The sequence below is a fragment of the Streptomyces sp. NPDC006512 genome (genome assembly GCF_040611935.1).
Taxonomy (GTDB): domain Bacteria; phylum Actinomycetota; class Actinomycetes; order Streptomycetales; family Streptomycetaceae; genus Streptomyces.
This window is the reverse complement of record NZ_JBEXPG010000006.1, coordinates 190,958-204,117: the sequence shown is the minus strand read 5'-3', so window position 1 is coordinate 204,117 and position 13,160 is coordinate 190,958. Positions and strand designations below refer to the sequence as shown.

Genomic DNA, 13,160 nt, shown 5'->3' with positions numbered 1-13,160 from the left:
CCTTCTCAGGCCGTCGAGGCGACACCGCTGGGCTGCGCCGCGGCGTCGTCGGGGAGCTGGGGACGTTCGCGCTGTACGGGAAGGCCGGCCGGAGGCGCCGCGGCCGCTGGCGCGGGTTCCGGCGCGGGCTCCGGCGCGGGCGGGGCGTCCGGCGCCGCCGCGGGAGCCGTGGTCCGGGCGGCCCCGGCGCCGCGCCGTGCGCGCCGGGTACGCGCTCCGCGTGCGGACGGGCCCCCGCTGCCCCGGGTCGCCATCAGAACCCCGGCCAGCAGGATCGCGACGCCGACGAGCTGCTCGGCGGAGGGGTCCTCACCGAAGACGGCCGCGCCGAGCGCGACCGCGCCGACGGGCTGGACGAGGAGCAGGGTGCTGGTCAGCGCCGCGGGCAGGGCGGACAGGGAACGGGAGATCAGCAGCCAGCCGACCACCTGGGAGGACAGGGCCAGCAGGAGCAGCCAGCCCAGGGACGGCCACGGTGACTCGATGTGGGCGTCGCCGATGAGGAGGGAGACGACCCCGGCGCCGACGGCCGCGCCGAGGGTCGCTTCGTAGAGGGGCGCGATGATGCCGACGTCGCCGCTCTTCGCGGTGGTCTTCCCGGCGGCACGCAGGATCAGGATGTAGCCGGCGTAGAAGAGGGACGTGCCGGTGCCGAGGAGCACTCCGAGGGCCGGGCTGGCACCGTAGGTGTCGCTGCCGAACACTCCGGCGATGAGCGCCACGCCCACCAGCATCGGCGGCAGGGCGATCATCAGGGACCGGGCGGGCCGTTCGCCGAGCACCGCCCAGGCGATGAGGGCGACGAACAGCACCTGGAGGTTGCCGAGGACGGTGGCCAGGCCGGCGCCGACGGCGTTGATGGTGTGGCTCCACATCATGAGGTCGCCCGCGAGCGCGAGGCCCGCGAGACGGGCGAGCCAGCGCGCCTTGCGGGGGAGCGGCCGGCGGCCGGCCCGCTTGCGGTCGGCGACCATCAGGGCCCAGAGGACCGGTACGGCGAGGGCGCAGCGAAAGAAGGCCGCCATGCCCGCGGTCGTGTCGGCGAGCCGGACCATGGGCGCGGACGCGGCGATGAAGCCGGCTCCGGCCAGTACGGCGAGCATGGGACGCCGGGACGCGGCCGATGCGGGAACGTGCGCGTCGGCGTTCGTCATGCCAGGACGTCCAGTGCCTGGGTGATCGCGTTGCTGACGTTGATCCCGGCGTGGTCCAGCAGGTACTGCTCGCCGCCGACGAGGTCGTAGTGGATGTCGGGGACGCCGATCCGCCGCACGGGCGGGCCGCCGATCTCGGCGACGACCTCGCAGACGGCCCCGCCGAGGCCGCCGACGGCGCGGTGGTCCTCGATGGTGACGACGACCTCCGCGACGGCGCTCGCGTCGAGGAGGGCTGCCCGGTCGAGGGGCTTGACCGTGTGCATGTTCAGGTGTCCGGCGCTGATGCCCTTGGTGGCGAGTTCGCGCGCGGCCTCGGCGGCGACGAGGTTCGGGTAGGGGCCGGTGGCGACGAACAGGACCCGGCCGGGCTCCCGCAGGACGCGGGCCTTGCCGAGGACGAACTCGGTGGGCTCGTCGTAGAGGGTGGGGGTGGCCATCCGGCCGAGCCGCATGTAGGCGGGGCCGGGGTCGTGGGCCAGGGCCACCGTCGCCTGGACGGTCTCCCAGGCGTCGGCGGGCGCCACCACCGTCATGTTCGGCAGCATCCGGGTGACGCCGATGTCCTCCAGCGAGTGGTGGGTCGGGCCGTAGTGGCCGGAGGCGAGACCGGCGTGCGTGCCGACGATCTTCACGGGGAGGTTCGCCCCGGCCACGTCGATCTTGATCTGTTCGAAGGCGCGGGCGATGGCGAACGGGCTCATCCCGTTGGCGAACACGGGCCGCGCGGCCACCGTCATGCCGGCGGCGACGCCGATCATGTTCTGTTCGGCGATGCCGAGGTCCACGTACTGGCGTGGCAGTTCCTTCGCGAAGTGGTCCTCGTAGTCCATGTCGGTGGCGAGGCAGGCCAGGAGCGGGTTCTCGCGGCCGAGGGCGAGCAGCATCATGGCGTAGGCGTCGCGGCTCTGGATCGTCGAACGGTTCTCCCAGACGTGGTCGAAGACCTCCGCCACGGAGCGGTGGGTGGCGATGTCCGTGCTCATTCCTGCTCACTCTCCAGTGCCGCGAGCGCCATCCGCCGTGCGTCCTGGCCGAGGGTCGCGGAATGGCTCTTCTTGGTGTCCTGGAGGCCGGGGACGCCCCGGGCCTTGACGGTGGTGGCGATGACGGCCGTCGGCCGGCCCGGTTCCACGGGCCCGTCCAGGGCCTTCCTGATCTGCTCGTGGTCGTGTCCGTCGATGGTGAGGACGCGCCAGCCGAAGCTCGCCCACTTGTCGGTCAGGGGCTCCAGCGCCATGGTGTCCTCGGTGCGGCCGCTGATCTGCCAGCTGTTGCGGTCCACGATCGCGATGAGGTTGTCGGCCCCGAGGTGGGCCGCGGCCATGGCCGCCTCCCAGTTGGAGCCCTCCTGCAGTTCCCCGTCGCCGAGGATCACGAAGGCCCGCTTGTCGTACCCGTAGCGGCGTCCGGCGAGGGCGACGCCCAGGCCCAGCGAGAGCCCGTGGCCCAGCGCGCCCGTCGAGAACTCGACGCCGGGCAGGCGCTTCATCGGGTGGCCGCCGAGCCGGCTGCCCTCCTCGGCGTAGGTCGCGCACTCCGACTCCGGGATCACGCCCGTCGCGGCGAGCGCCGCGTACAGCCCGGCGGACGCCTGTCCCTTGCTCAGGATCAGGTAGTCGCGGTCGCCCGGGGACGCTTCGCCGGCCGGCTGCCGCAGCACCTCGCCGTAGAGGACGGCGAGCAGGTCGGCGATCGACATGCTGCCGCCGATGTGGACGCCGTTGGGCGAAGCGCTCATCTCGATGACCAATCGCCGGATGTCCACGGCGAGTCGTGTGGCCACGTCGTTCGGTGGCGCCTGTGTGAGCATGGTTGATCCTTCCGAAGCCGTCTGCTTCCGGTTCATCGCCCGCTCAGCGAGTCACATCCCGGTCCGTTGAGCAGGAGTCCGCGCAGTTGCCGTCGCGGCGTTCCGCGACCAGACGACCGCTATAACAAACCAACTGGGCTGTTTTGTCAATCGGCCTTTCGGTGGCGTGGCCGGATCCCATAAGTCTTTTGTTTCAGGCATGTGTTGGCGGACTTCCCGCACCCCTCGGATGACCTGGCCCTTCCCGTCCGCCGGGTCAGGCGGAATCCCTCCGCGGCCCTGTCCGGCTTTCGCCCCCACTGTCCACCAGGTGGACGATCAACCCCCAACAGGCAAGGTGATAACGCGCGTTCACCTGCGATGTGGATCGGAGAGTGACTGGAGAACCGCTCTTTCGCAGCTGCCCGAAAGTGCCATCCGGAGGGCACTTCGAGCAACGCGGTGCTGCCCGGCGCGTACGTACCCGGCCACGCCGGCGCCGGACCCGCCGGGGGCACTCCTTGCCCTTGGCGTGCGGGTTCCTCCAATTTCCCTTTCCAGGCTGGGAGTTGGAATCCGGCCAGCGCCTCGCGGACCGGTCCGGAATTGCCGCTCCGGGCCCCCGGATTCCCGGTCTGGAACCGTCTTGACAAAACCAAATGGTTGGTTTTTTCTTCGTGTGGCTGGTCGTTCGCCCCACGGTGCCGAAGCCCGGTATCCGCTCGGCCGGCGTCGCCAACTGTTGGTCATCTGCCGATCCAAGGGATCGATCCAAAGGATTGTGAGGACCTGATGAGTGAACTGTCCGAAGGCGTGCGGTCCGAGCCGTGGAACCCCTCCGGCGAAGCGGCGGCCGGGGCCGGCGAGCGCCCCGTGGGCGTCCTGGTCGACGCGTACGGCACCGGCAACTACCTGCCGGCCGCCTTCAACAAGTACGGGATCGACGTGGTCCACCTCCAGGGCTCGCCCGAGAAGATCGCCCGCATGCAGACCTGGGAGCGGTCGAGCTACGTCGACGGCCTCACCTACTACCCGGACGGAAGCACCGAGCTCGCGCTCAAGGAGCTCCAGCCCGCGTTCGTCATCCCCGGCCAGGAGCCGGGCGTCCGCCTCGCGGACCAGCTCAGCGAGGCCCTGGGCCTGCGCACCAACGGCACCGGGCTCTCCGAGGCCCGCCGCAACAAGTACAAGATGATCGAGACGGTGTCCGCCGCCGGACTGCGCACCGCGGCCCAGCTGGTCACCCGCGACGCCGACGAGGCCGTCGCCTGGGCCGCGGACAGCGGCTTCTGGCCCTGCGTCGCCAAACCGCTGTCCTCCGCGTCCACGGACGGGGTCTTCATCTGCCGCGACGCCGACGCGCTGCGCGCCGCGTTCCCCTCGATCCTCGGCAGCACCACCGTGTTCAACGGCACGAACACCGAGGTCCTCGTCCAGAGCTTCCTGGAGGGCACGGAGTACATCGTCGACACCGTGAGCGTCGACGGCCGCGCCTACGCCTGCGGCGTCTGGCAGTACGAGAAGCGCGTGCTGCCCAACGGAAAGCCCATCTACAACCGCGACATCCTCATCGACCCGGCCGACCCGGTCGCCGTCGCACTGATCGACTACACCCGCGCCATGCTGAAGGTCCTGCGCATCGACAACGGCCCGGCCCACACCGAGGTGATCATCACCGCGGACGGACCCGCCCTCGTCGAGGTCGGCGCCCGCGTCAACGGCCACCTGCACCCCGCCTTCCACGACGCCTGCCTCGGCACCAACAGCGCCGACCTCACCGCGATGGCCTACGCCCGCCCCGACCGCTTCCTCGCCCAGTACGCCGACCGCGTCTACCGCAAGCACCAGCCCGCGGTCGTGTACAACGCCCCCACGGTCCTCCACGGCGAGGTCCTCTCCGTCAACCGGTCCCTCGTCGAGGAGATCCGCCGCCTGCCCTCCGTCGTGGACCTCGTCGTCAAGCGCCGGCCCGGCGACGTCATCGTCCCGACCGAGGACCTGCTCACCAGCCCGCTGCGCGTCTTCCTGACCGCTCCCGACCAGGCCACGGTCGACGCCGACTACCGGTTCATCGAGTCCGTCCGCGAGTCGCTGTACGAGGTCCGGCCGGTCCGCTCCCGGGTCGCCTGCGGAGTGGTGTGATGTCCGCTCCGCAGACCGCCGCGCCGCACAAGCCCGGACTGCGCGAGAACATCGCGGGCCTGCGGCCGATCGCCGGCCTCCTGGCGACGGTGGCCCTCTCGCGCAGCGCCGTCGTCCTGTACCCCTTCTACGGGGTCTACCTCGCCACCGAGCGGCACGGCCTGTCCGTCGAGGTGATCGGCCTCGTCGTCGGCATGTTCGGCGTCGGCGCCCTGATCGCCGGCGTCGCCAGCGGCGCCCTCGCGGCCCGGGTCCGCGAACAGCGGCTCGCGGTCATGGGCCTCGCCGGCGTGGCCGTGATCGTCCTGGTCATCGCGATGACCACCGAGCTGTGGATGCTCGCCGTACTGACCGCCCTCTGGGGCTTCTGCTACGAGCTGGTCAACCCGATCGCCTACACCCTGGTCGCCCGGGTCATGCCGGAGGCCCAGCGCCGGTTCGCCTTCTCCGCGGTCCGCCTCGCCATCAACCTGGGCATGGGCATCGGCCCGGTCATCGCCGGCATCCTCTTCAACGTCAGCCCGGGCCTGCTGCCCTGGGGAACCGCCATCGGCTACGTGGTCTCCGCGTTCATCCTGGCCCGCGCCCGCATCACCGCGGGCTCCGCCGCCGACGCCACCGAGGACACCACCGCCACCGGCGTCGCCGACGCCGGGCCGGGCCGGGACGGCGTGCGCTTCTGGAGCTTCATCGCGGTGACGACCCCGATCCACCTCGCCTACGCCCTGCCGTCCACCGTCGCCAGCGTCTACGTCATCCACGTCCTCGGCGAGTCCGCCGCCTGGGCGAGCGCGATCTTCGCGGTGAACGCCTTCCTGGTCCTCACCGTCGAGATCGCCCTCAACCACGCGATGCTCGACCTCACCCGCCGCACCAGCCTCCTCATCGGCTACGCCTGCGCGATCGTCGGCTTCGTCCTGATGGGCTTCGGCTCGTACCAGACCTGGCTGCTGCTCGTCGCGACGGCCGTCTGGACGGTCGGCGAGATGATCGTCTACCCGGTGATGCCCGACCACATCAGCGCCATCACCCCCGACCGCCTCCGGGTCCGCAACATGGGCTTCTACACGGCCCACTTCAACCTCGGCGTCGTCCTCGCCCCGCTGATCTTCCTGCCGCTCGTCAGCGGCATCGGCCCGGTCGCCTCCTGGTCGCTCGTCGGCGGCGTCCTGCTGACCGGCCTGATCGCCACCGCCGCGATCAGCAACTCGCCCCGGATCTGGGGCCACGAGAAGACCCCCAAGCCGGCCCCCGTCCCCGTCCCGGCCGGCACGTAACCGCGCACCGACCCGCCCCCCACGTCACCCCCACGCCCCCACGACGCACCCCACCGGCCGGGGCCCCACCCGAAGCCGGCCCCTCCCCCCACCCGGACGCGGCCCGAACCGCGCGGCACGGCACGACAGCGGCGCTCTGCCGATCCCCGCCCCCGACGAGAGAAACGGATTCCAGGTGCACCCCGACCACGACACCGGTGCGAGCGACGCGCTCCCGCTGAGCGGACGCATCGGCCGAGGGCCGAGCGAACTGCTGCGGGAGGAAGTCCTCGACCCCCAGTTCCGATACGAGGCGGACCACCTCCTCCCGCACTACATCGCCATCGAGCAGGCCCTGGTCGCCGAGTACCTGCGCATGGGTCTCGTCACCGCCGACCAGGCCGCCGAACTGGACGGCCTGCTCGGCTCGGCGACCCGCGAGGAACTCCTGGCCGGCCGGGAGGCGAGCATGTCCGACATCGCCTTCTCCCTGGAACGCCACGTCGAGGCGCGGCTCGCCGAGCCCATCGCCGCCTGGCACGTGGACCGCAGCCGCAACGACCTCCAGTCCTGTGCCCAGCTGATGAACGGCCGCGCCCGCCTCGTCGAAGCCGCCGGCACGCTCCTGGAATTCGGCCGCGCCGCACACCGCCTGGCCGCCCGCCACGCCGACGACCCCATGCCCGGCTACACCCACCTCCAGGCCGCGCAGATCATCTCGCCGGGCTTCTACCTCGCGGCCCTTTCGGAGCAGGTGCTGCACACCGCGCGCCGACTGCTCGCCACGTACGACGGCATCGACGCCTGCCCCCTCGGCGCCGGCGCCATGGCGGGCCAGGAACTCCCCTGGGACCGCGACCGGCTCGCCGCCCTCCTCGGCTTCGGCCGGGTCCAGCCCCTCGCCCTCACCTCGGTCGCCTACCGCGGCTGGGCCCTGGAGATCACCGCCGAGTTCGGCGTCTTCGGGGTGGCGCTCAGCCGCTTCACCACCGACCTGATGGCCTGGGGCAGCAGCGCCTACGGCTACCTGGACCTGCCCGACGAGCTCTCCGGCATCTCCTCGGCCATGCCGCAGAAGAAGAACTACCCCGTCCTCGAACGGATCCGCGGCAGGTCCGCCCACCTGGCCTCGTGTCACCTGGACGCCGTCCTCGGCCAGCGCAACACGGCCTTCTCCAACTCCGTCGAGGTCTCCAAGGAAGCCGGCTCACAGCTCTCCGTCGCCTTCGACACCTTCGGGAGCGTCCTGCGCCTCGCCACGGCGGTACTCGACCACGTTCGCTTCGACACCGAGCGCATGGCCGCGGCCTGCGAGAAGGAGTTCCTCGGCGGCTTCAGCCTGGCCAACGCCCTCACCCTCACCGAAGGCGTGCCCTGGCGCCGCGCCCAGGTGATCGCCGGCCGGTACGTCGTCGCAGCCACCGGCGCCGGCCTCGCCCCGGCCCAGACCGACCCGGCCCTGCTGAAGCGGGCCGCGGCAGAGCTCGGCTTCGACCTGAAGGCGCCGGAATCGGTGCTGGCGGGCGTCTTCGACGTACGACGCGCCCTGCACGCACCGCGATCCGAGGGCTCGGCCCGCCCGGACGCGGTCGAGACCGTGCTGCGCGCACAGGACAAGGAATTCGAACGACTGGGCGCCGCATGGGCGGCCCACGACCGGACCACGCGTGGCGGAGAAGGAGGAAACGGTGACCGTGCAGGCGTACACACAGGAGCTTGAGGGACTGGCCGGGGAGACGGGTGCGCTGCTCACGCGCAGCGCCGGCGTCGGCAGGGCCTTCGGTACGTTCGGAGAGCTCCTCCAGGGCGTACTGCCCGGCACCGGGGAGCACTTCATGGTGACCTCGCCGGTGGCGGCCTGGTCCACCGCGACCTTCGCCCACCAGCCGGACGCCACGTCCATCCACGTGGCCCCCGCCCACAAGCGCAAGGCGGCCCGGCTGGCCGAACGGGCCCTGCGCGCCGCCGGCCACACCGGCGGCGGCCAGCTCCGCATCGGCAGCGAACTGCCCGAGGGCAAGGGCATGGCGAGCTCGTCGGCCGACCTCGTCGCCACGGCCCGCGCGGTCGCCGACGCCGTGGGCGTCCGCTTCACCCCGGCCGACATCGAGACGCTGCTGCGGGACATCGAGCCCACCGACGGCGTCATGTACGACGAGATCGTGGCGTTCAGCCACCGCGAGGTCCGGCTCCGCGAACGGCTGGGCACCGTACCCTCCATGACCGTCATCGCCTACGACGAGGGCGGCCAGGTCGACACCATCAGCCACAACCACGCGGCCACCGCCCGCAGCGCCGAGGAGCAGCAGGAGTACGCGCGCCTCCTCGACCGGGCGCGCGAGGCGATCCGCGACGGGGACCTGCCCTCCCTGGGCCGCGTCGCCACCCGCAGCGCCGAGCTGAACGCGCGCCACATGCCGCGCCCCTCCCTGCCCGCCCTCCAACGCATCTGCCGCGACATCGACGGCCTCGGCATCGCCTGCGCCCACAGCGGCACCGTGCTCGGCATCCTCCTGCCGCACGACGATCCCGACAGCGCCCTGAAGGCCGAGGTCGCCCTCGCCGCCTGCGCCTCGCTCCCCGGAACCACCATGCTCTACCGCTCCCTTGGCCACGGCGACGACTGGTCCTACGGACGCCTGCGTCCCCGCCCGCTCGCCGCCCCCGCCCACACCACAGCCTGAGGAAGTGTGAAGATGCTCTTTCAAACCGTCTACGACATGGTCGGGCACACTCCGCTCGTACGGCTCCGGCTGGACGTGCCGGAGGGCACCGAGGTGTACGCGAAGCTGGAGCTCGCCAACCCCTTCGGCATGAAGGACCGCGTCGCGAAGAGCGCCATCGAGGAAGCACGGCGCATCGGCACGCTCCTGCCCGGCGCCCCGATCGTGGAGAGTTCGTCCGGCACGATGGCCCTCGGCGCCGCCCTCGTGGGCCGCTCCCTGGGACACCCGGTGCACATCGTCACCGACCCCCGCATCGACCCCATGACCCTGGCGAAGCTGAAGTCCCTCGGCGCCGAGGTCCACATCGTCCCCAAGATGACCGACCAGGGCTGGCAGGGCGCCCGCCTGGAGCGCCTCTACGAGCTGATGCGCGAACTCCCCGGCGCGTTCTGGCCGCGGCAGTACACCAACCCCGACAACCCGCGCGCCTACCGGATCCTCGCCGACGAACTGCTCCGCGACCTCGGCACCGTGGACGTGCTGGTCGGCGCGGTGGGCAGCGGCGGCTCCCTCTGCGGAAGCACCCGGGCCCTGCGCCGGCACCTGCCGCGGCTGCGGGCGGTCGGCGTGGACTGCGTCGGCAGTGCCCTCTTCGACCAGCCGGACGTACCCAAGCGCCTCCAGAGCGGCCTCGGCAACAGCCTGTTCCCGCACAACCTCGACCGCTCCGTCATCGACGAGGTGCACTGGCTGAACGACCGCGAGGCGTTCGTGGCCGCCCGGGACCTCGCCGCCGACCAGCAGATCTTCGCCGGCAACACCTCCGGATCGGTCTACCGGGTCCTCGCCGACGTGGCCCGCCGCGCCGAGCCGGGCAGCCGCATCGTCGGCATCTTCCCGGACCGCGGCGACCGCTACACCGACACCGTGTACAGCGACGAGTACTGGGCCGAACACCGCGTCGCCGACCTCCCGCTGGCCTCGCGGCCGACCCCCGTCGTCTACGGGACCCCGGTCAGCCAGTGGTCCCGCAGCGAGGTCCGGCAGCCCGCCGAACGGCCCCGCCGGCTGCTGTTCGTCGAGTCCAACACCACCGGCACCGGCATGATCGCGCTGTCCACGGCGCGCGAGCTCGGCTTCGTCCCGGTCCTGCTGACCGGCAAGCCGGAACGCTACGCGGGCCTCGACGAGACCGGCGCCGAGATCCTGGTCTGCGACACCAACTCCCTCTCCGAACTGCGGTCCGTCATCCAGCAGCGCTACCCGCGCGAAGAACTGGCCGGCGTGACCACGACCAGCGACTTCTACGTCCCCGCGGTGGCCGAACTGGCCGACTGGCTGGGCCTGCCGGGCAACCCGGCGTCCGCCGTCGCCGCCTGCCGCAACAAGGCCACGATGCGCGGGGTGTTGCGCGACGCGGGCGTTCCGCAGCCCCGGTACGCGGTCCTCACCGACCCGGCGGACCTCGCGGACGCGGTCCGCGCCGTGGGCCTGCCGTGCGTGGTGAAGCCCGCCGACGACTCGGGCTCGAACAACGTGCTGCTGTGCGCCACCGCCGAGGAGGCCGCCGCGCACGCCCGGGGCATCCTCGCGGTGGAGACGAACGTACGGGGCCTGCCGACCGCGCGGACCGTCCTGCTGGAGGAGTACCTCGACGGGCCCGAGTACAGCGTCGAGGTGTTCAGCCACGACGGCGTCGCCACCACGGTCGGCGTCACCGCCAAGCAGGTCACGGCCGGCCCGTACTTCGTGGAGACCGGGCACCTCTTCCCCGCCCCCCTCAGCGCGGCGGCGGCCGGCGAGATCGCCGGGGTGGTGAGCAGCGCCCTCAAGGCCATCGGATGGGAGCTCGGCCCGACCCACACGGAGGTCAAGGTGACCGAGGGCGGCGGTGTCGCCGTGGTGGAGATCAACCCGCGCCTCGCGGGCGGCATGATCCCGGAGGCGATCCGCCGGGCCACCGGCACCGACCTGCTGGAACAGCAGCTGCGGGCCGCGACCGGCACCCCGCTCGACCTGGAACCGCGCCACACCGCCTCGGCCGGCATCCGCTTCCTGCTCGCCGAGGCCCGGGGAACGCTGCGGGCCGTCGAGGGCACGGAGGCCGCCCGCGCGGTCGCGGGCGTCACCCGCGTCACGGTCACCGCCGCGGACGGCGCCCCCGTACGGCCGGCCGAGAACGCCTACGACCGGCTGGGCCACGTGATCGCCACCGGCCCCGACACCACCGCCGTGACCGCGTCCCTGGACGCGGCCCTGACCGCCCTCGCCATCCGGATCACCCCCACGGAGGCCTGACCCCACCGACCAGGGGCCTGGTCCCTCCCCCGCACCAGGCCCCTGCCCCCAGGGCAGTTAACCCCCGCACCCCTGGGGCCAACGAAAACAGGTCAGGCCACCTACTTCGAAAGTAGGTGGCCTGACCTGGTACTACAGCGTCGGGGTGGCGGGATTTGAACCCACGACCTCTTCGTCCCGAACGAAGCGCGCTGCCAAGCTGCGCTACACCCCGATCGTCGCTTCGGGCGGCTTTCCTCCGTGGCGACATCGATTACTTTAGCGGACCCTCGCGCTGAGGCGAAATCCGGTTTCGCGGGGGCCGGGGCCAGGCGCGGGCGGAGGGTGCTCCTACGCCTTCGGCGTCAGGGTCAGGAGGGTCGCCTCCGGCGGGCAGGCGAAGCGGACCGGGGTGAAGCGGTTGGTGCCGCAGCCCGCCGAGACGTGCAGGTAGGAGCGCTCGCCGTCCGTCTCGTACGTCGACAGGCCCTTCACCCGCTTCGTGTCCAGGTCGCAGTTGGTGACCAGGGCCCCGTAGAAGGGGATGCACAGCTGTCCGCCGTGCGTGTGGCCGGCGAGGATCAGCGGGTACCGGTCGGCGGTGAAGGATTCGAGCACCCGCAGGTACGGGGCGTGCACGACGGCCATCGAGAAGTCCGCGTCCGTCTCGGGCCCGCCCGCGACCCGCTCGTAGCGGTCCCGCTTGATGTGCGGGTCGTCGAGGCCGGTGAAGGCGAGCTCCAGCCCGTCCAGCTTCAGCCGGGCCCGGGTGTTGGTGAGGTTCAGCCAGCCCGCCGCGTCGAAGGCGTCCCGCATCTCCTCCCACGGGTTGTGGACCGCGCCGACGACCGGCTTGTTGCCGTTGAGCCCGTGCCGGCCCTGCGCCTTCTCGATCAGGTAGCGGCCGGGGTTGCGCAGCCGCGGCCCGTAGTAGTCGTTCGACCCGAAGACGTACACGCCGGGGAAGTCCATCAGCGGGCCCAGCGCGTCGAGCACCTCGGGCACGCCCTCCGTGTCGGAGAGGTTGTCTCCGGTGTTCACGACGAAGTCGGGGCGCAGGCCGGCCAGGGACTGAAGCCAGGCGCGCTTCTTGCGCTGCCCGCCGACCATGTGGATGTCGGAGACCTGGAGGACGCGCAACGGCCGCATCCCCTGCGGGAGCACGGGCACGGTGACCCGGCGCAGCCGGAAGGAACGGGCCTCGAATCCGGCGGCATAGGCCACTCCGGCGGCCCCCACCGCGGCGATCGAGGCAGTGACCTTCAGGGGGACTCCGTAACGCGCGCGCATGCCCCCTATCGTCGCAGACGCGATAAACCGGCGGGCGCCACCGCCCCCGCACCTGGCAGACTCATGGGCATGACCACGCTCAAGGCCAAGCTCCAGGAAGACCTCACCAACGCCATCCGGGCACGCGACGAGCTCGCTTCGTCGACGCTGCGCCTGACCCTTTCCGCCATCACCAACCAGGAGGTCGCGGGCAAGGAAGCGCGCGTGCTCTCCGACGACGAAGTCCTCAAGGTGATCGCGAAGGAGGCGAAGAAGCGCCGCGAGGCCGCGGAGGCCTTCGCGCAGGGCGGCCGCGCCGAGCAGGCCGCGCGGGAGACCGCGGAGGGCGAGTTCCTCGACGCGTACCTGCCCAAGCAGCTGGGCGACGACGAGCTCGACGCGATCGTGGCGCAGGCGGTCGAGGAGGCCAAGGCGGCGGGTGCCGAGGGGCCGCGGGCCATGGGCGCCGTCATGAAGATCGTGAACCCGAAGGTGGCGGGCCTGGCGGAGGGCGGCCGCGTGGCCGCCGCCGTGAAGCGCCGGCTCTCGTAACCGTCGGAGCAAAGGGGAGGGCCCCGGCCGGATGATCCGGCCGGGGCCCTCC

The 13,160-nt window shown here is 72.0% G+C and carries 10 protein-coding genes and 1 tRNA gene; 6 read left to right on the top strand and 5 right to left on the bottom strand.

What is annotated here, in order from left to right:
* Positions 1–5: 5 nt before the first annotated feature.
* From ABZZ17_RS06955 to ABZZ17_RS06945, 3 genes are read right to left on the bottom strand one after another with little or no spacing between them, the layout of a single operon-like run.
* Positions 6–1,154: a DMT family transporter gene (locus tag ABZZ17_RS06955; protein WP_356872827.1), complete on the bottom strand. Its 1,149-nt coding sequence runs from the start codon at positions 1,152–1,154 to the stop codon at positions 6–8.
* Positions 1,151–2,140: a transketolase C-terminal domain-containing protein gene (locus ABZZ17_RS06950; protein WP_356872825.1), complete on the bottom strand. Its 990-nt coding sequence runs from the start codon at positions 2,138–2,140 to the stop codon at positions 1,151–1,153. Before ABZZ17_RS06950 ends, ABZZ17_RS06955 begins: the two co-directional genes overlap by 4 nt.
* Entirely contained in the window at positions 2,137–2,967 is an 831-nt protein-coding gene (locus tag ABZZ17_RS06945; RefSeq protein WP_356872823.1) for a transketolase, read from the bottom strand. Before ABZZ17_RS06945 ends, ABZZ17_RS06950 begins: the two co-directional genes overlap by 4 nt.
* A 771-nt stretch (positions 2,968–3,738) precedes the next feature.
* Here ABZZ17_RS06945 and ABZZ17_RS06940 point away from each other — a divergent pair.
* The 5 genes from ABZZ17_RS06940 (at position 3,739) to ABZZ17_RS06920 (ending at position 11,308) form a co-directional block, all read left to right on the top strand.
* Complete coding sequence (locus tag ABZZ17_RS06940; RefSeq protein WP_356872821.1) at positions 3,739–5,088, top strand: ATP-grasp domain-containing protein; 1,350 nt, start codon at positions 3,739–3,741, stop codon at positions 5,086–5,088.
* Entirely contained in the window at positions 5,088–6,365 is a 1,278-nt protein-coding gene (locus tag ABZZ17_RS06935; protein ID WP_356872819.1) for an MFS transporter, read from the top strand. Before ABZZ17_RS06940 ends, ABZZ17_RS06935 begins: the two co-directional genes overlap by 1 nt.
* Before the next feature lie 175 nt (positions 6,366–6,540).
* Entirely contained in the window at positions 6,541–8,064 is a 1,524-nt protein-coding gene (locus ABZZ17_RS06930; protein ID WP_356872817.1) for a lyase family protein, read from the top strand.
* Positions 8,033–9,028, top strand: coding sequence for a kinase (locus ABZZ17_RS06925; RefSeq protein WP_356872815.1), 996 nt, complete (start codon positions 8,033–8,035; stop codon positions 9,026–9,028). The genes ABZZ17_RS06930 and ABZZ17_RS06925 overlap by 32 nt, the downstream gene beginning before the upstream one ends.
* A 12-nt stretch (positions 9,029–9,040) precedes the next feature.
* Entirely contained in the window at positions 9,041–11,308 is a 2,268-nt protein-coding gene (locus tag ABZZ17_RS06920; RefSeq protein ID WP_356872813.1) for a pyridoxal-phosphate dependent enzyme, read from the top strand.
* Between the two features lie 140 nt (positions 11,309–11,448).
* Here the strand turns inward: ABZZ17_RS06920 and ABZZ17_RS06915 are convergent.
* Positions 11,449–11,522: transfer RNA gene (locus ABZZ17_RS06915), tRNA-Pro, on the bottom strand.
* A 116-nt stretch (positions 11,523–11,638) separates the two neighbouring features.
* Positions 11,639–12,577 carry a metallophosphoesterase gene (locus tag ABZZ17_RS06910; protein WP_356872811.1) on the bottom strand — a complete coding sequence of 313 codons (939 nt, stop codon included), beginning with the start codon at positions 12,575–12,577 and terminating at the stop codon, positions 11,639–11,641.
* Between the two features lie 69 nt (positions 12,578–12,646).
* On the opposite strand from ABZZ17_RS06910, the gene ABZZ17_RS06905 reads away from it, so the two are divergent.
* Positions 12,647–13,108, top strand: a complete 462-nt coding sequence (locus ABZZ17_RS06905) for a GatB/YqeY domain-containing protein (RefSeq protein ID WP_356872809.1) — start codon at positions 12,647–12,649, stop codon at positions 13,106–13,108.
* The last annotated feature ends 52 nt before the right edge of the window (positions 13,109–13,160 follow it).